This is a genomic window from Tropicibacter sp. S64, assembly GCF_049803835.1.
Lineage (GTDB): Bacteria > Pseudomonadota > Alphaproteobacteria > Rhodobacterales > Rhodobacteraceae > Pacificoceanicola.
Genome location: NZ_JBNAGK010000010.1, coordinates 170,865 through 187,130, shown reverse-complemented (window position 1 = coordinate 187,130; position 16,266 = coordinate 170,865). Strand labels below are relative to the sequence as shown.

Here is a 16,266-nt window from a genome sequence, read left to right as displayed (position 1 = left end):
TCTCCAAATCAGTCGTCCGGGCCGTCCTCCCCGGCCCGGCGCACCTGCCCGCGCGGCGTCAGTCGGACCCCGTCTTTCCGCCGAAGATCGGCAGGTTGCCCGGCGGCAGGTCCGGGTGTTCGGTGTATCCCAGCGCGGTGCGCGGGTCCGAGGTGCGCAACCCGCGCGTCGTGCCCTGCCGCGGCGTCTCCAGCGGGCCGAGCGTGTGCAGGTAGGCATCCGCGCCGCTGGTGCGGTCATAGGCCGTGAACACGGCTTCGCGGTCGCGGAAGCTCTTGAGCACCTGCCCGAGGCCCTTCAGGCCGGTCTCGCGCTGGCGGCGCACCTGGTCGAGATCGACCTCGATCGGGAACATGTCCTCCTGCCCCGCCGACTGATGCAGCACCGTCGCCGCCGGATCGACCACCAGCGAACGCCCCACGCCGCCCGCCGCGAGCCCGTTCACGTCGAAGACGTAACACTGGAACTGCGCCGCCGTGGCCCGCGCGATGGCAAGCTCCGCGTCGCGGTCCGTGGTGCCGGTCAGAACCGGGTGCAGCAGCACCTCGACGCCCTGGCTGGTCAGCTGGCGCGTGGTTTCCGGGAACCAGATGTCATAGCAGATCGACAGCCCGAACCGGCCGACCTGCGGCACGTCGAAGACGCAGAACTCGGTCCCGGCGGAGATGCCCGCCTCGTAGGGCCGGAACGGGAACATCTTGGAGTATTTCGCCACGATGTCGCCGTCAGGGTTGATCACCACCGAGGTGTTGAAGATCCGGCCATCCTCCACCCGCTCGAACATGGAGCCGGGGATCAGCCAGATGCCATAGCGCCGGGCGTCGTCCTGGAACTGCTGCAGCGCGTCGTTGGGAAACGGCTGGGCGTAGCGGTCCAGCGGGCCGAACGGCGCAAGCTCCGAGAACAGCACCATCTGCGTCCAGGGAAAGCGGGCCATCAGGATGTCGATCCGGTGCCGCATGGCTTCGACGTTGGATTGCAGGGCAGCGACATGCATCTGCACGCCCGCGATGGCAAAGGGAGTCATTAAGACGGTTTCTCCATGGTTCATTGACGGCCGCGCCGGGGGCGCGACCGGACTGTCTTGTCCTGCGGTCACGGTGTCGCGCGTCAGCGCACCACGAGCACGGACTGCCGGGCGTGACGGACCACCCTGCCGGCATTGGACCCGACCAGCAAGGTCACCAGCTCGTCCGGCGGCTGCGAGGCCATGACGATCAGGCCGGCGCCGATCTCTTCGGCGGCGGAAAGGATGCGCTGCGGCACGTGACCATAGGCGACGTGCACCACCGCAGTCCGTCCCGCAGGCACGTTGGCGGCGACGAACGCATCCATGTCCGCCCCCATCTTCTGAAGCGCGCTCTTTTCGAAGTCCGCCGGGAGGAAGGACGCGACGGAGGCCGCAGCGCCGAGATCGTGCACGATCCCGAGCACATGCAGCGTGCCGCTGTCGCCGCAGAGGTGAAGCGCCACGGGCAGCGCCTTTTCCCAGGACTCGGCGTGGTGGGGGTCGATCGGCAGCAGGATGGTGTCGAACATGGCCGGTCTCCTTCAGGCGTGTGCCGGTTGCGGTTCGACCCGGCGCCGCTGCATCCAGACCACGAGGGCCAGGATCAACAGGGCGGGCAGGTACATCAGGTACTTCGTTGGCTGGGACTGCGGCGCCATCACGCTCACGATCTCCTGGTCCCAGTCGAGCCCGACCTTCTGCGCCGGGCTGTCGAAGGCGACGTTGTCGATGATCGTCTTGCCATCGCGGTCGATCGCCTCGATCCCCGTGGCCAACAGCCGGTCGGCGCCGGTCTCGCCCTCGGGCACGGTCAGCGGCGCGGTGAAGGTCACCGGATCGCCCACGGCGTTCAGCCCGTTCACCGTCAGCCGCATCTCGGCGCCCGGCATGGCATCGCCCATGGCCTGCTCGAACTGCGCCGGGGGCAGGTTCTTGAACGGCGGCGCGACCATGTCCATCCAGAAGCCCGGACGGAAGAAGGTGAAGGCGACGAGCAGCAGCAGCACGGTTTCCCAGATCCGGTTGCGGGTCAGGAACCAGCCCTGCGTCGCCGCCGCGAAGAGCAGCATGGCGATGGTCGCCGTTATGAACACGAATATCCCGTGTATCCAGTCCACGTCGATCAGCAGCAGATCGGTGTTGAAGATGAACAGGAACGGCAGCGCAGCGGTGCGCAGCGAGTAGAAGAACGCCACCACGCCGGTGCGGATCGGATCGCCGCCGGAGACCGCCGCGGCGGCAAAGGAGGCGAGGCCCACCGGCGGGGTCACATCCGCCATGATGCCGAAGTAGAACACGAACAGGTGCACCGCGATCAGCGGCACGATCAGCCCGTTCTGCTGGCCGAGGCTGACGATCACCGGCGCGAGCAGGGCCGAGACGACGATGTAGTTCGCCGTGGTCGGCAGGCCCATGCCGAGGATCAGCGAGAGCACCGCCGTCAGCGCGAGGATGGCGAGGATGTTGCCGCCCGAGAGCACCTCGACCACATCCGCCAGCGCCGAGCCGACACCGGTCTGGCTGACCGCGCCGACGATGATCCCGGCGGTTGCCGTGGCGATGCCGATGCCGATCATGTTGCGGGCGCCGGCTTCGAGACCTTCGATCAGTTCGCGAACGCCGTTGCGCATGGCCGCGCCATAATCGCCCTCACCCCGGAACATGGCTTCCAGCGGGCGCTGGGTGAGCAGGATGAACACCATGAAGGCCGCCGCCCAGAAGGCCGAGAGGCCGGGCGACAGGCGGTCCACCATGAGTGCCCAGACCAGCACGACCACCGGCAGCAGGAAATGCAGACCGGCACGGATCGTCGGCCCCGGCACCGGCAGTTTCGTCACCGGCGCGTTCGGGTCCTCCATCTTCAGCCGCGGCTCGCGGCAGGCAAAGCCAAGGAGGCCGACATAGGTTATGACCAGCAGGACAAAGACCACGTACCCGGCGGAGGCGCCGAAAGCGGGGCGGATCCAGCCCATGCCGTAATAGACCGCCAGCGACAGCGCACAGATCGCCGCGACGGTGAAGGCGAGGCTGATGAGCCAGGCCACCAGCGGTTTCGGTTCCACGGCGCGGGGCAAGCCCTGCATGTTGGCCTTCATCGCCTCGAGATGGACGATGTAGACCAGCGCGATATAGCTGATGACCGCCGGGACGAAGGCGTGCTTGACCACGTCGAAATAGGGAATGCCGACGTATTCCACCATGAGGAAGGCGGCGGCCCCCATGACCGGCGGCATGATCTGGCCGTTGACGGAACTGGCCACCTCGACCGCCCCGGCTTTCTCGGACGAGAAGCCCACGCGCTTCATCAGCGGAATGGTGAAGGTGCCGGTGGTGACCACGTTGGCGATGGAGGAGCCGGAGATCAGGCCGGTCATGGCGGAAGAGACCACCGCCGCCTTGGCCGGTCCGCCGCGCATATGGCCCATCAGGCTGAACGCCACCTGAATGAAGTAGTTGCCCGCGCCCGCCTTGTCGAGCAGGGAGCCGAACAGCACGAAGAGGAAGACGAAGGAGGTCGAGACCCCCAGCGCGATGCCGAAGACGCCTTCGGTGGTGATCCACTGGTGGTTCACCACTTCAGACAGGTTGTTGCCCTTGTGGGCGATGATCCCGGGCATCATCGGCCCGAGGAAGGTATAGGCGAGGAACACCGACGCCACGATCATCAGCGCCGGGCCAAGCGCGCGGCGGGTGGCTTCGAGCAGCACCATGATGCCGATGGCTGCCACGACGAAATCCGGCAGGATCGGCGCCCCGACCCGTGACGAGATGGCGTCATAGGCGAAGTACAGGTAGAGCGACGACGCCGCGCCCAGGATGGCCAGCGCCCATTCCCAGGGTGGCACCCGGTCCTTGGGCGAGCCCAGCAGCACGGCGGCGATCACACCGGCCCCGACGAGCGGGATCCACCAGATCGGCGTGCCTTCCTTGGCACCGTAGACGAACAGGACCGTCATCAGCGCCGGAACGCCGATCCCGAGCACAAGCTGCACCGGGCTGCGCGCGGCGGGGTAGGCGAGGAAGGCGAGAAACAGGGCGAAGGCGAGATGGAACGACCGCGCCTCGGTATCGTTGAAGACACCAAACCCGATCATGAAGGGCAACGGGCTGGCGATCCACAGCTGGAACAGCGACCAGACGATGGCCGTCCAGGTGATCAGCCGCGCAATCGGCAGGGAAGGCACCCGGCCCCCGGTATCCGAAGAGGCGACAAGTTCGTCGATCTCCGCCTGGCTCAGCCCCTTGCGCTCGGCGCTCTCCGCGCTGGTCGTGTTGTCCGTCATTGTCAGTGCCCCCCGGAATCAGGTTCGCATCCTGCCCTCGGCAGGCTGTCCCGCTTTCTGCAGCGGCCCCCTCGTGGGGGACCACCTTGGCTCAGTGCTGTCAGAGGATCACTGGATCCAGCCGCGCTCCTTGTAGTACTTCTCGGCGCCGGGATGCAGCGGCGCGGAGAGACCGTCCGAGATCATCTCGGCCTCGGTGAGGTTGGCAAAGGCCGGGTGCAGCCCCTTGAACCGGTCGAAGTTGTCGAAGACCGCCTTGACCACCTCGTAGACCACGTCATCCGGCACGTCGGCGGAGGTCACGAAGGTCGCCTTCACGCCGAAGGTCTCCACATCGTCCGGGTTGCCCGCGTACATGCCGCCGGGGATCACCGCCTTGGCGTAGTAGGGGTTGTCGGCCACGAGCTTGTCGATGGCCTCGCCGGTCACCGGCAGCAGCTTGGCGTCGACCGTCGAGGTCGCCTCCTGGATCGAACCGTTCGGGTGGCCCACAGTGTAGATGATCGCGTCGACCTTGTTGTCACCCAGCGCGGCGGACTGTTCCGCGGGCTTGAGCTCGGAGGCCAGCGCGAAATCCGCGTCGGACTTGCCCATCGCACCCAGCACCACGTCCATCGTCGCCCGCTGGCCGGAGCCCGGGTTGCCGACGTTCACGCGCTTGCCGAAGAGGTCGTCGAACTTGGCCGCGCCGCTGTCGGCCCGTGCCACCACGGTGAACGGCTCGCCGTGCACGGAGAACACCGCGCGTTCCTTCTCGAACGGCTTGCCCTCGAACTCCGAGGTGCCGTTGTAGGCGTGGTACTGCCAGTCGGACTGCGCCACGCCCATGTCCATGTCACCCGCCGCGATGGCGTTGATGTTGGCGATGGAGCCGCCGGTGGACGGCGCCGTGCACTTGATCCCGGTCTCCGCGGTGTTGCGGTTCACCAGACGGCAGATGGACTGCCCGACAACGTAGTACACGCCGGTCTGACCGCCGGTGCCGATGGTGATGAACCGCTCCTCGGCTGCGGCGAACGTGCCGAAAAGCGCGATTGCTGACGTAAAAGTTGCAAGTTTCATGAACTTCATCATGGTCTCCCTGTTCTATTTGGCCGCACCGCAATGGGTTACGCGACTCCTTGTGACCTGCCTCAAAGGCTAGCAGCGTTTTCCCGCCTGACAAACGAATTTTACAAAACGACATGTTATAGTCCAAAAACGACACTTTGGGCGTCAAAATGGACAATCGGGTGACGCTACGGGAAGCACGCCCGATGAAGCAAACCAACCCTCTGAAAGGCAATGACAATCCATCGCCAATCCCCCGGACCCACGCCGGGGCCGCGACCAGGGGCGACAGCGCAAGACAATCCGGGCGCGAGCCCGTTGCCGCTTTCCGATGCGGTCCGGGACCACGGCCACGGGGTTGCATTTTCCCCGGGTTGCGTCAGGCTGTAAGTCCTCCGGCCCACCGTCGAACAACCCCGAGGACGTCCCGATGACGCATATCTTTCCCCGTCACACCCGCCAGCTGCCTCCCGTCGCCGTGGGCGGCGATGGCTGCTACCTGATCGACGCGGCGGGGAAGCGGTATCTCGATGCCTCCGGCGGGGCGGCGGTCTCCTGTCTCGGGCATTCCGACGCCGCCGTGGTCGAGGCGATCAAGACCCAGATCGACACGCTGGCCTTCGCGCACACCGGCTTCTTCACCTCCGACCCCGCCGAACGCCTCGCCGACCTGCTGATCGCCCATGCGCCGGGCAATCTCGACCGGGTGTATCTCGTCTCCGGCGGCTCCGAGGCGACGGAGGCCGCGATCAAGCTGGCACGGCAATACTGGGTCGAGAAGGGCGAGCCGCAGCGCGGCAAGCTCATCGCCCGCAAGCAAAGCTACCACGGCAACACCATCGGCTCGCTCAGCGCGGGCGGCAATGCGTGGCGGCGGGCGCAGTTCGGGCCGTTGCTTCTCGATGTGAGCCATATCGACCCCTGCTACGAATACCGCCTGCGCCACGACGGCGAAAGCGCCGAAGACTACGGCCTGCGGGCGGCACAGGCGCTGGAGGACGAAATCCTGCGGCTTGGCCCCGACACGGTGATGGCCTTCATGGCGGAGCCGGTCGTCGGCGCGACGGCCGGTGCGCTGGCGCCGGTGCCGGGGTATTTCAAGCGCATCCGCGAGATCTGCGACCGCTACGGCGTGCTGCTGATCCTCGACGAGGTCATGTGCGGCATGGGCCGCACCGGATCGCTCTTCGCCTGCGAGCAGGACGACATCGCGCCGGACATCGTCTGCATCGCCAAGGGGCTCGGCGCGGGCTACCAGCCCATCGGGGCCATGCTCTGCACCGCCGAAATCTATGCAGCCATCGAATCCGGATCGGGGTTCTTCCAGCACGGGCATACCTACGTCGGCCATCCCACCGCCGCCGCCTGCGGCCTGGCCGTGGTCAGCGCCATCCTCGATCGCGGCCTGGTCCCGCGCGTCCGCGAACAGGGGGACAAGCTGATGGACCGGCTCAACGACCGCTTCGGCCAGCACCCCAATGTCGGCGACCTGCGCGGGCGCGGCCTGTTCCGGGGCATCGAACTGGTCGCCGACCGCGCGACCAAGGCGCCGTTCGACCCGTCCCTGGGCATCGCGGGCAAGATCAAGAAGGCCGCTTTCAACGAAGGGCTCATCTGCTATCCGATGTCCGGGACCATCGACGGCAAGACCGGCGATCACATCCTGCTCGCCCCGCCCTTCATCATCGAGGACAGCCAGCTGGACGAGTTGACCGACAAGCTCTCGACCGCCATCGACGCGGTGATCTGACCCCGGCCCTCGCCCCGGACCCGGCGGGAAGGCCGGAAACCTGCGGGCGCGGTGCGACATTATTGCAATCCGTGGCCAGCAGGCTTAAGTCACGGCGCAACCAACGTGGAACAGGCACCCTATGAACTGGATCACCAACTACGTCCGCCCGCGGATCAACTCGATCTTTTCGCGCCGCGAGATTCCGGAGAACCTCTGGACCAAGTGCGACGGCTGCGGGACCATGCTGTTCCACCGCGAGATCACCGACAACCTGAACGTCTGCTCCAACTGCGGCCATCACATGCACATCACGCCGCGCGACCGCTTCATCGCGCTGTTCGACGGCGGCGTGTTCAACGAGGTCGCGGTGCCGGAGCCCCTGGCCGACCCGCTGCAGTTCCGCGACCAGAAGCGCTATCCGGAACGCATGCGGGCCGCCCAGAAGGGCACCGGCGAGAAGGAGGCGATGCTCGTCGCCACGGGCGAGATCGGCCGCTCACCCATCGTCGCCGCCGCGCAGGACTTCTCCTTCATGGGGGGCTCGATGGGCATGTATGTCGGCAACGCCATCGTTGCCGCCGCCGAGGAGGCGGTGAAGCTGGGCCGCCCGCTCGTGCTTTTTTCCGCCGCTGGCGGGGCGCGGATGCAGGAGGGTATCCTGTCGCTCATGCAGATGCCCCGCACCACTGTCGCGGTGCAGATGCTCAAGGAAGCGAACCTGCCCTATATCGTCGTGCTCACACATCCGACGACCGGCGGCGTGACGGCCTCCTATGCCATGCTCGGTGACGTGCAGATCGCCGAGCCGAACGCGCTGATCTGCTTCGCCGGGCCGCGCGTCATCGAACAGACCATCCGCGAAAAGCTCCCCGAGGGCTTCCAGCGGGCGGAATACCTGCTCGACCATGGCATGCTCGACCGCGTCACCGACCGGCGCGAGCTGCGCAAGGAGCTGATCGTCATCACGCGGATGCTGATGCAGATGCCGCCCCCGACCTGGGGCGACCTGCCCGCGCCGGGGCCGGAAGACGCGAAGATGCCCCAGACCAAGGGCTGACCGGCCCTTCCCCGAGACCCCCAGGCGAGTTCCGGCAATGTCCAAGGACAAGACTTCCGACGTCATCCTCGACCGGATGATGGCGCTGCACCCGAAGGTGATCGACCTCGTGCTGGACCGCGTCTGGCGGCTGCTGGCGGCGCTCGACCATCCGGAGCAGAAGCTGCCCCCGGTGATCCACCTCGCCGGAACCAACGGCAAGGGCTCGACGCAGGCGATGATCCGCGCCGGGCTCGAAGGCGCGGGCAAGACCGTGCACGCCTACACCTCCCCCCATCTCGCGCGCTTCCACGAGCGTATTCGCCTTGCCGGCACGCTCATCACGGAGGAGCACCTGACCGCGGTGCTCGACGAGTGCTACGCTGCCAACAGTGGCGAGACGATCACCTATTTCGAGATCACCACCTGTGCCGCCCTGCTCGCCATGGCACGCACGCCGGCGGATTACACCCTGCTGGAAACCGGCCTCGGCGGCAGGCTCGACGCCACCAATGTCGTCGACAAACCGGCGCTCACCATCCTCACCCCGATCAGCATGGATCACGAGGCCTTCCTTGGCGACACGCTGGCCAAGATCGCCGGTGAAAAGGCCGGGATCCTCAAGCGCGGCGTGCCCTGCGTCGTCGGCCCGCAGCCGGACGAGGCGATGGAGGTCATCGAGGCACGGGCGCAGGCCCTCGGCGCACCGCTGATTGCCCATGGCCAGCACTGGCACGCCTTCGAAGAACGCGGGCGCATGGTCTATCAGGACGAAACCGGCCTTCTGGACCTGCCGCTGCCCAACCTGCCCGGCGGACACCAGATCGAGAACGCCGGGGCGGCGCTTGCGGCGCTGCGCCACCTGCAGGCCGGAGAGGCGGCCTGTGACGCCGCCGTGACGCAGGCCGTCTGGCCCGCCCGGATGCAGCGCCTCAAACACGGCCCGCTCTTCGACATCGCGCCCGAGGCCGAGCTCTGGCTCGACGGCGGCCACAACCCCGCCGCGGGAGAGGCGCTGGCCCGGCACCTCGCCCGCCTGCCGCAGCGCCCGACCCACCTGATCTGCGGGATGCTCAACACCAAGGACGCCCGCGGCTTCCTGCGCCCGCTCGCCGCGCAGGCGCAAAGCCTCACCGCCGTGTCGATCCCCGGCGAGGCCAATACCCTGCCCGCGTCCGAGACCGCACGCATGGCGCAGGAGACCGGCCACACCGCGCATCAGGCAGGCAGCCTCGCCGATGCGCTGCAGGCCATTGCCGCGCAGGACCCGCGGGCCCGCGTCCTGATCTGCGGCTCGCTCTACCTCGCGGGCAACGTCCTGCGCGAGAACGGCTGAGTCCCTGCGGCCACCGCAGGGACAAAACCCCTTGTGTTCCCCCTCTGCATATTGACTGATTCGCCCTGATCGCCCTATATTTTGCCTAATCAACGATAAAGGCGGCCCAAAACCGGGCACCAGAGGACGAGCAGATGATCAAGGGTCTTTGCCTCAGCGCGAGCGCCGCCATTGTCATGGCGACCTCACTCTGTGCGCAGAGCACGCGCATCTCCGAGGACCGCGACGCCTTCAGTTTCAGCCTGAACGGCACCTCCGTCCGCATCGAGCGCAGCGGCCCGGCCTGCCCGCCCGCCTGCCTGCAGCCGATGCTTGCCGCGCCCGGCGTCAGCACTATCGGCGAGTTGGAGATTCTCGATTTCCTCGACCTCTTCGTCTCCGCCGGGCAGGGCCTGCTGGTCGACGCCCGCCTGCCCGATGCCTATGGTGCCGAGACCATTCCCGGCGCGGTCAACGTGCCTGCCGCCACGCTGCGCCCGGGAAACCAGTACCGGGACGATCTGCTGAACGCGCTCGGCGTGCGGAACGGCGACTTCTCCGGGGCCTATGACCTTGTGATCTTCGACGGCGGCGCCGATGCACCGGATGCCGCCGAAGCAGTGCGTGATCTGGTCGGTGCCGGGTATCCGGCGACCAAACTTAAATATTACCGGGGCGGATTGACCGCCTGGACGACGGCGGGGCTCAGCACCGTGCGAAGTCAGTAACGGAGGGGTGGGTACATGATCCGGATGGTTCTCCTGGCCGTGGGGTTTGTCGCGATCACGATCGCGCTCGTGGTGTTCCAGCCCGGCTCGAACCGGGCCGCCCGCCTGCCCGACATGCCCTCGCCTGTGACCCGCGCGGAGCCGGCGCTCGATACCGCGCCGGTGCAGGACCCGCTGGCCAGCGCCGTGGCGAACGGCCTTGTCCAGACACCGGCCCCGCAGCCCGCCGCGCCCAAACCGCAGATCCAGCCGCAGACGCGCGTTGCCTCAGCGCCAGCCGCCGGACTCGACGACCAGACAATGCGCCGCATGACCTGGGACACCCTGTCGAACCTCAACCAGGCGACCGGCCACGAAAAGGCCCCGGGCCAGCCCGGAAGCCTGCTGCACACCATCGTCCGCCGCTCGCTCAACGAACCGGCGATGCCCGCACCGGCCGCCTCGGCCGCCGAAGGCGTCTACATCGTCCAGCCCGGAGACAGCCTCGTGTCCATCGCGGAGCGGGTCTATGGCGACGTCAACATGACCGGCCCGCTGTTCGCCGCGAACCAGTCCAAACTGACCCGTCCGGACGATCTGCGCCCCGGGCAGCAGCTGGTTCTGCCCGCGAAATAACCGCTATCTCTTGCGGATCATTGCCTTAGCGAAATCTAGGTGTTGACACTACTACTAGATGTTGACTGCCTGAACCCGATTCGCCTATAACCCTCGATAGAGTACACCGCACTGCCACTGACGGCGTACCACGGGGGACAGATCATGATGCTTGCCTGCGCGATCGTGCGTGACGGGATTGCTGTATCCGGACCGGGTGCAGGGGCATGATGAAACAGGCGCTCTACGGCACCGCGTTCATTGCAGCCACGCTTGGTCTGCTCTGGTTCGGACTCGGTCCGCTCCCCGATGAAACCAGCGATTACAACGAGGTCAGCCGCGGCGAGCCGAGCCTTCTCGGCCTGACGCCCGCCGTGCCGCAGCCCGCGCTGGCGCAACCCGTAACTGCAAAGCCGGTCAATGCAATGCCGGAACCGGCGCCAGAACCCGTCGTTGTCGCAACCCCGGCCCCGCAGCCCGAGCCAGCCCCCGCGCCGCAGCCCGTCGCCGTGGCCAAAAGCGAACCGGCGCCCCGGCCCGTGCCGAGCGGCGACGCGATGGAGCAGATGCGCGCCATGAGCTACGGCATCCTGCAGGAAATGAAGGCCGCCAAGCCGCGCACCGCCGCCGCCGCTGCGACGGAGCCACAGCAGCAGGAAGCCAACCTCGCACCCGCACCGGCAGCCGTCGAAGCCACCCCCGCACCGCAGAAGCCGGCGGGCCAGCAATACACCGTCAAGCCGGGCGACAGCCTGCCCGGCATCGCCTTCCGCTTCTACGGCACGACGGTCGCCTATTTCCAGATCATCGACGCCAATCCGGACCAGCTGTCCGAGCCGTCGGACCTCCGGGCCGGCATGGTGCTGACGATCCCGGGAACCTAGACAATCAGGCAGTAAGACCAATCCATAACGAGCAGCATGGGGGGCCTTCGGGCTCCCCTTTTTTTCACGCGGTGGCCCGGCCCCAATCCGCATCCTGCATTTCGCGCAGGCGGCTGGCGGTGCGTTCGAACTCGAAACTGCCGGGGCCCTCGACATAGAGCATCTCCGGCTCCGCCGCCGCGCTGGCGATCAGCCGCACTTTCGCTTCATACAAAGCGTCAATCAGCGTGACGAAACGCTTCGCTTCGTTGAAGTTCTGCCGCGACAGCAACGGGATGTCCTCCAGCACCAGCACCCGGACAGCCTCCGCGATGGCGAGGTAATCCCCCGGTCCGAGCATCTGGCCGCACAGTTGGTAGAATGTCGCCCGCGCCATGCCATTGCTGTACCGCTCCAGCACGAGGTCGCGCCCCTTGACGTGCAGCGTATGCGGCGCGTCCCTGCCGTGGCTCAATTCGTCCCAGATCAGGTCGATCGCCTTGCGCGACTCCGCCCCCGCCGGGGTGAAGAACACCGTCTCCCCGGACAGCCTGTCCTGCCGGTGGTCCCGCTCGGAGGCCAGCTCGTGCACCACCATCTTCTCCTTCAGGAGCGCGATGAACGGCAGGAAGAGTCCCCGGTTCAACCCGTCCTTGTAAAGGTCGTCCGGGACCCTGTTCGACGTGGTCACGATCACCGTGCCCGCCGCCATCATCTGCTCGAACAGACGCCCGACGATCATGGCGTCGGCGATGTCGGTGATCTGCATCTCGTCGAAGGCCAACACCCGTACGGCATCGCTGACCGCTTGCGCCACCGGCTTGATCGGGTCCTCCACGCCCTGCTTGCGCAGTTTGTGGATCTCGCCCTGCACCTCCTGCATGAAGGCGTGGAAATGCACGCGGCGGGCAGGCACCTCCAGCGTGTCGACGAACAGATCCATCAGCATGGACTTGCCCCGCCCGACCCCGCCCCAGATGTACAACCCCTTCGGCGGCTCCGGTGCCTTGCGGAAGAAGCCCTTCTTCGGCGCGGGCGCGGCCACCTCCGCCCGCACCCGTTCCAGTTCCGGCAGGACGCCGAGCTGCGCCTCGTCGCGCTTGAGGGTGCCTGCCGCCACGCGGCTGTCGTATGTGTCCTGAACGCTTGTCATGGAGTCGCATGTAGACCGTTGTATGCCGTTTGTGTAGCCACCAGTTGCCCTATCACGAAACGCAATGCGACTGTTCAAACACGCTGAATTGACGGGCTGTTCATTTCGCGCCATGCAGAAGCGTCGAAAGGTCATTTGCCATGCAAGAACGCGCCCCCCTCTTCACGCCCGTGCTCGTCACCGGCTGTCTCATCATCCTGATTTCCTTTGCCGTCCGCGCCAGCTTCGGCGTGTTCCAGATCCCGATTGCAGAGGAATATGGCTGGTTGAGGAGCGAGTTCAGCTTCGCCATCGCCATCCAGAACCTGTTCTGGGGCATCGGCCAGCCGCTCTTTGGTGCGCTGGCGGAGAAGATCGGTGACCGCAAGGCGATCTTCCTCGGGGCCATCGTCTATGCCGCCGGCCTCGTCTGGTCCGGTTTCGCGCTCAGCCCGGTTTCCATGCAATTGTCCGAAGTCCTGGTCGGCTTCGGCATTGCGGGCACCGGGTTTGGCGTGATCCTCGCCGTGGTGGGCCGCGCCGCCTCCGACGAGAACCGCTCCATGAGCCTCGCCATCACCACCGCCGCCGGCAGCGCCGGTCAGGTGCTCGGGGCGCCGCTGGCCGAAGGGCTGCTGAGCGTCATGCCCTGGCAGATGGTCTTCGTCACCTTCGCGGGCATCATCCTCTGCGCCATCCTGCTTCTGCCCTTCATGCGTGCCCCCGCGCGGCCCGAGAAGGCCGCCGAGCTGGTCGAGCAGACCATGGGCGAGGCGCTGCGCAAGGCTTTGAAAGACCCGAGCTTCGGCCTGATCTTCATCGGCTTCTTCAGCTGCGGCTACCAGCTTGCCTTCATCACCGCGCACTTCCCGGCCTTCGTGACGGAGCTGTGCTCGCCGATCATGGCGGGGGGCCTGCTGGCGAACATCGGCATCACCACGACCTCCGCCCTCGGCGCGGTCTCGATCTCGCTCATCGGCCTGTTCAACGTGGTCGGTACGCTGACCGCCGGTTGGCTCGGCAAGAAGTACACGAAGAAATACCTCCTCGCGGGCATCTACACTGGCCGCACCATCGCCGCCGCGCTCTTCATCCTTCTGCCGATCACACCGCTTTCGGTGATGATCTTCTCTGCCGTCATGGGGGCGCTCTGGCTGGCCACGGTGCCGCTCACCAGCGGGTTGATCGCGCATCTCTACGGGCTGCGGTACATGGGCACACTCTACGGCCTCGTCTTCCTGAGCCACCAGATCGGCGGCTTCATGGGCGTCTGGCTCGGCGGGCGATTCTATGACATGTACGGCAACTATACCGCCGTCTGGTGGATCGGCGTCGGCGTCGGGGCCTTGAGTGCGTTGGTGCATCTTCCCATCAAGGAGAAGAAACCCGCGCCGATTGTGGTCCCGGCGGAGTAAGGAATCGACATCCTGCCGTCACGCTGCCATTGGAGCTCCAGCGGGACGCGCAGCGTTCCGCCGCGTCATGCCGAAGGCATGCCTCCGGCATGATCCGCCCCCGTCGTGCCGGAGGCACGCCTTTGGCGTGACGCGGCGCGATTGCGCCACCCCTCGGATCGGCGCTTTCACACCGAGGTTGCGATGCAGGATATTCTGCCAGCGCCCTAGAGCGCCTCTTTTTCCGTCAGCAACCCGTGTCCGACAAGACACTCGGCCCAGCCCTGCGGGCCTTGGAACACATGCCCCTGCCAGCCCCGCGCCTTCGCCGCCGCGATATTCTCGGCGCGGTCGTCGGCGAAAAGCAGACTGTCGGGCGGAAAGCCGCAGCCTTCCTCCACCATGGCGTAAATCGCCGGATCGGGCTTGATCACGCCCATGTACCCGCTGACGAAGGCGATGTCGAACTCGGTCAGGAAATCATACCGCGGCGTCGCGATCTTCCAGGTCCCGATGCCGAAATTCGTCAGGGCAAAGACCGGGATGCCCTTGGCTTTCAACGCCCGGAGCAAACGCACCGAATGCGGGATCGCAGGCGTCGCGAGGTCCAGCCAATGGTCGTGCCAGTGCCGGATCATCTCCTCCCAATGCGGGTACTTCGCCGCCCAGCCATAGACCGTCTCGCGGAAATCATGCCCGGTGTCGATCAGGTCGTTCATGCCGTGCAGGTCGACCTCCGCGAACATCGCACGGCGGCGCTCCTCCCCGAACACCCGGTCGAAATACCGCTCCGGCTGCCACTCGATCAGCACGTTGCCGATGTCGAACACCACCGCTTCAACCGTCATTCAGACCCCCTTCGCCTTGCGGATCGCCCGCTCCAGCGCGTCGAGAAAGCGGCTCCGGTCCGCCTTGGAAAAGCTCTTGCCGCCCCCTTGCCGGAACGGATCGGCGGAGCGCAGGTCCGCCATCAAGTCGCGCATGGCAAGCTGCTGGCCGATGTTCTTCTCGTCCAGGACAGACCCGTCGTGGCGCAGCACCTGCGCGCCCGCAGCCACGCATTTCGCCGCCAAAGGCATGTCCGCCGTCACCACCACGTCACCGGCCTTGGCCCGCTCCGCGATCCACATGTCGGCCACGTCCGGGCCATCGGGCACGATGACCAGCTCCACGAACGGGTTGCGCGAGGGGCGCAGCCCGCCGTTCGCGACCAGCTTCATCGGCAGCCTGTGCCGCGTCGCCACCCGCTCGGCTTCCTCTTTCACCGGGCAGGCGTCCGCGTCGATGTAGAGCGTCGTCACGCGTAGAGCGCCTCGGCGTGGAAGGCGATATGCTCTTCCATGAAGCTCATCATGAAGAAGTAGGAATGGTCGAAGCCACCCTGCATCCGGAACGCGCCCTTCTGCCGCCGCGCCACCATCGCCTGCGCCAGCGCTTCGGGCTTCAGCAGATCGAGGAACTGGTCCTTCGTGCCCTGGTCAATGAGCACCGGCCCGTCGAAGCCCTTTTCGGCCATGAGCAGCGACGCATCATGCTTCGCCCAGGCGGCCTCATCCGAACCAAGGTAGGCGCTGAACTGCTTGCGGCCCCAGTCGCTTTTCGTCGGGTTGGCAATCGGCGCGAAGGCAGACAGCGACCGGAACCGCCCCGGCAAATTCATCGCCAGGGTCAAAGCGCCGTGACCACCCATGGAATGCCCGGTGATCGCCTGCCGCTCCATGTCGAGCGGGAAGTGCTCGGCCAGCAGGGCGGGCAATTCGTCGGCGATGTAATCCCACATCCGGAAATGCGGCTTCCACGGGTCCTGCGTGGCGTTGACATAGAACCCCGCGCCCTGCCCGAGGTCATAGGCCTCGTCATTGGCCACGCCCTCGCCGCGCGGCGAGGTGTCCGGGAAGACCACGGCGATGCCCGCCTCATCCGCCCAACCCTGCGCTGCCGCCTTGGTCATGGCGTTTTCATGGGTGCAGGTGAGGCCAGAGAGATACCACAGCACCGGCACCGGGCCGGTCTTCGCCGCCTCCGGCAGGAACAACCCGAAGGTCATGTCGCAGCCGCAGACGTCCGACGCATGGGTATAGACCCCCTGCGTGCCGCCGAAACAGGTGTTTTCCGATCTGGTTTCCATA

15 protein-coding genes are annotated in these 16,266 nt (G+C 66.5%); 7 read left to right on the top strand and 8 right to left on the bottom strand.

What is annotated here, in order from left to right; all coding sequences use genetic code 11:
* Window positions 1-58 precede the first annotated feature (58 nt).
* The 4 genes from ACP159_RS16810 to ACP159_RS16795 all read right to left on the bottom strand — a co-directional run bounded on the left by ACP159_RS16810 (window position 59) and on the right by ACP159_RS16795 (window position 5,355).
* Entirely contained in the window at window positions 59-1,027 is a 969-nt protein-coding gene (locus ACP159_RS16810) for a carbon-nitrogen hydrolase family protein (protein WP_425100891.1), read from the bottom strand.
* A gap of 83 nt (window positions 1,028-1,110) precedes the next feature.
* Window positions 1,111-1,539, bottom strand: coding sequence for a universal stress protein (locus ACP159_RS16805; RefSeq protein WP_425100890.1), 429 nt, complete (start codon window positions 1,537-1,539; stop codon window positions 1,111-1,113).
* Between the two features lie 12 nt (window positions 1,540-1,551).
* Window positions 1,552-4,293 (bottom strand): TRAP transporter permease, encoded by a 2,742-nt coding sequence (locus ACP159_RS16800; RefSeq protein WP_425100889.1) that lies wholly within the window; start codon window positions 4,291-4,293, stop codon window positions 1,552-1,554.
* Window positions 4,294-4,401: 108 nt separating this feature from the next.
* Entirely contained in the window at window positions 4,402-5,355 is a 954-nt protein-coding gene (locus tag ACP159_RS16795; RefSeq protein ID WP_425100888.1) for a TAXI family TRAP transporter solute-binding subunit, read from the bottom strand.
* Window positions 5,356-5,773: 418 nt separating this feature from the next.
* On the opposite strand from ACP159_RS16795, the gene ACP159_RS16790 reads away from it, so the two are divergent.
* The 6 genes from ACP159_RS16790 (at window position 5,774) to ACP159_RS16765 (ending at window position 11,632) form a co-directional block, all read left to right on the top strand.
* The gene (locus tag ACP159_RS16790) at window positions 5,774-7,093 is read left to right on the top strand and encodes an aspartate aminotransferase family protein (protein WP_425100887.1); all 1,320 of its coding nucleotides are present in this window, start codon (window positions 5,774-5,776) and stop codon (window positions 7,091-7,093) included.
* 121 nt (window positions 7,094-7,214) lie between these two features.
* Complete coding sequence (gene accD / locus ACP159_RS16785) at window positions 7,215-8,132, top strand: acetyl-CoA carboxylase, carboxyltransferase subunit beta (RefSeq protein WP_425100886.1); 918 nt, start codon at window positions 7,215-7,217, stop codon at window positions 8,130-8,132.
* A 37-nt stretch (window positions 8,133-8,169) separates the two neighbouring features.
* Window positions 8,170-9,447 (top strand): bifunctional folylpolyglutamate synthase/dihydrofolate synthase, encoded by a 1,278-nt coding sequence (locus tag ACP159_RS16780; RefSeq protein WP_425100885.1) that lies wholly within the window; start codon window positions 8,170-8,172, stop codon window positions 9,445-9,447.
* 134 nt (window positions 9,448-9,581) lie between these two features.
* Complete coding sequence (locus ACP159_RS16775; RefSeq protein ID WP_425100884.1) at window positions 9,582-10,154, top strand: rhodanese-like domain-containing protein; 573 nt, start codon at window positions 9,582-9,584, stop codon at window positions 10,152-10,154.
* A 15-nt stretch (window positions 10,155-10,169) separates the two neighbouring features.
* Window positions 10,170-10,769: a LysM peptidoglycan-binding domain-containing protein gene (locus tag ACP159_RS16770; protein ID WP_425100883.1), complete on the top strand. Its 600-nt coding sequence runs from the start codon at window positions 10,170-10,172 to the stop codon at window positions 10,767-10,769.
* Between the two features lie 206 nt (window positions 10,770-10,975).
* Window positions 10,976-11,632 carry a LysM peptidoglycan-binding domain-containing protein gene (locus ACP159_RS16765; protein WP_425100882.1) on the top strand — a complete coding sequence of 219 codons (657 nt, stop codon included), beginning with the start codon at window positions 10,976-10,978 and terminating at the stop codon, window positions 11,630-11,632.
* A gap of 64 nt (window positions 11,633-11,696) precedes the next feature.
* Here the strand turns inward: ACP159_RS16765 and zapE are convergent, their stop codons facing one another.
* Window positions 11,697-12,764, bottom strand: a complete 1,068-nt coding sequence (zapE, locus tag ACP159_RS16760) for a cell division protein ZapE (protein ID WP_425100881.1) — start codon at window positions 12,762-12,764, stop codon at window positions 11,697-11,699.
* Window positions 12,765-12,904: 140 nt separating this feature from the next.
* On the opposite strand from zapE, the gene ACP159_RS16755 reads away from it, so the two are divergent.
* Complete coding sequence (locus ACP159_RS16755) at window positions 12,905-14,158, top strand: MFS transporter (RefSeq protein WP_425100880.1); 1,254 nt, start codon at window positions 12,905-12,907, stop codon at window positions 14,156-14,158.
* A 206-nt stretch (window positions 14,159-14,364) separates the two neighbouring features.
* Here ACP159_RS16755 and ACP159_RS16750 read toward each other — a convergent pair whose 3' ends face one another.
* From ACP159_RS16750 to fghA, 3 genes are read right to left on the bottom strand one after another with little or no spacing between them, the layout of a single operon-like run.
* The gene (locus ACP159_RS16750) at window positions 14,365-14,985 is read right to left on the bottom strand and encodes an HAD family hydrolase (RefSeq protein ID WP_425100879.1); all 621 of its coding nucleotides are present in this window, start codon (window positions 14,983-14,985) and stop codon (window positions 14,365-14,367) included.
* The gene (locus ACP159_RS16745) at window positions 14,986-15,438 is read right to left on the bottom strand and encodes a YaiI/YqxD family protein (RefSeq protein ID WP_425100878.1); all 453 of its coding nucleotides are present in this window, start codon (window positions 15,436-15,438) and stop codon (window positions 14,986-14,988) included.
* On the bottom strand, window positions 15,435-16,265 hold the full coding sequence (fghA, locus tag ACP159_RS16740) for an S-formylglutathione hydrolase (RefSeq protein ID WP_425100877.1): 831 nt from the start codon (window positions 16,263-16,265) through the stop codon (window positions 15,435-15,437). Before fghA ends, ACP159_RS16745 begins: the two co-directional genes overlap by 4 nt.
* Window position 16,266 lies beyond the last annotated feature (1 nt).

Bases quoted from the DNA above. Each gene is read 5' to 3' on its own strand.
- ACP159_RS16810 (WP_425100891.1), bottom strand. From the start codon at position 1,027: ATGACTCCCTTTGCCATCGCGGGCGTGCAGATGCATGTCGCTGCCCTG.
- ACP159_RS16805 (WP_425100890.1), bottom strand. From the start codon at position 1,539: ATGTTCGACACCATCCTGCTGCCGATCGACCCCCACCACGCCGAGTCC.
- ACP159_RS16800 (WP_425100889.1), bottom strand. From the start codon at position 4,293: ATGACGGACAACACGACCAGCGCGGAGAGCGCCGAGCGCAAGGGGCTG.
- ACP159_RS16795 (WP_425100888.1), bottom strand. From the start codon at position 5,355: ATGAAACTTGCAACTTTTACGTCAGCAATCGCGCTTTTCGGCACGTTC.
- ACP159_RS16790 (WP_425100887.1), top strand. From the start codon at position 5,774: ATGACGCATATCTTTCCCCGTCACACCCGCCAGCTGCCTCCCGTCGCC.
- accD (WP_425100886.1), top strand. From the start codon at position 7,215: ATGAACTGGATCACCAACTACGTCCGCCCGCGGATCAACTCGATCTTT.
- ACP159_RS16780 (WP_425100885.1), top strand. From the start codon at position 8,170: ATGTCCAAGGACAAGACTTCCGACGTCATCCTCGACCGGATGATGGCG.
- ACP159_RS16775 (WP_425100884.1), top strand. From the start codon at position 9,582: ATGATCAAGGGTCTTTGCCTCAGCGCGAGCGCCGCCATTGTCATGGCG.
- ACP159_RS16770 (WP_425100883.1), top strand. From the start codon at position 10,170: ATGATCCGGATGGTTCTCCTGGCCGTGGGGTTTGTCGCGATCACGATC.
- ACP159_RS16765 (WP_425100882.1), top strand. From the start codon at position 10,976: ATGATGAAACAGGCGCTCTACGGCACCGCGTTCATTGCAGCCACGCTT.
- zapE (WP_425100881.1), bottom strand. From the start codon at position 12,764: ATGACAAGCGTTCAGGACACATACGACAGCCGCGTGGCGGCAGGCACC.
- ACP159_RS16755 (WP_425100880.1), top strand. From the start codon at position 12,905: ATGCAAGAACGCGCCCCCCTCTTCACGCCCGTGCTCGTCACCGGCTGT.
- ACP159_RS16750 (WP_425100879.1), bottom strand. From the start codon at position 14,985: ATGACGGTTGAAGCGGTGGTGTTCGACATCGGCAACGTGCTGATCGAG.
- fghA (WP_425100877.1), bottom strand. From the start codon at position 16,265: ATGGAAACCAGATCGGAAAACACCTGTTTCGGCGGCACGCAGGGGGTC.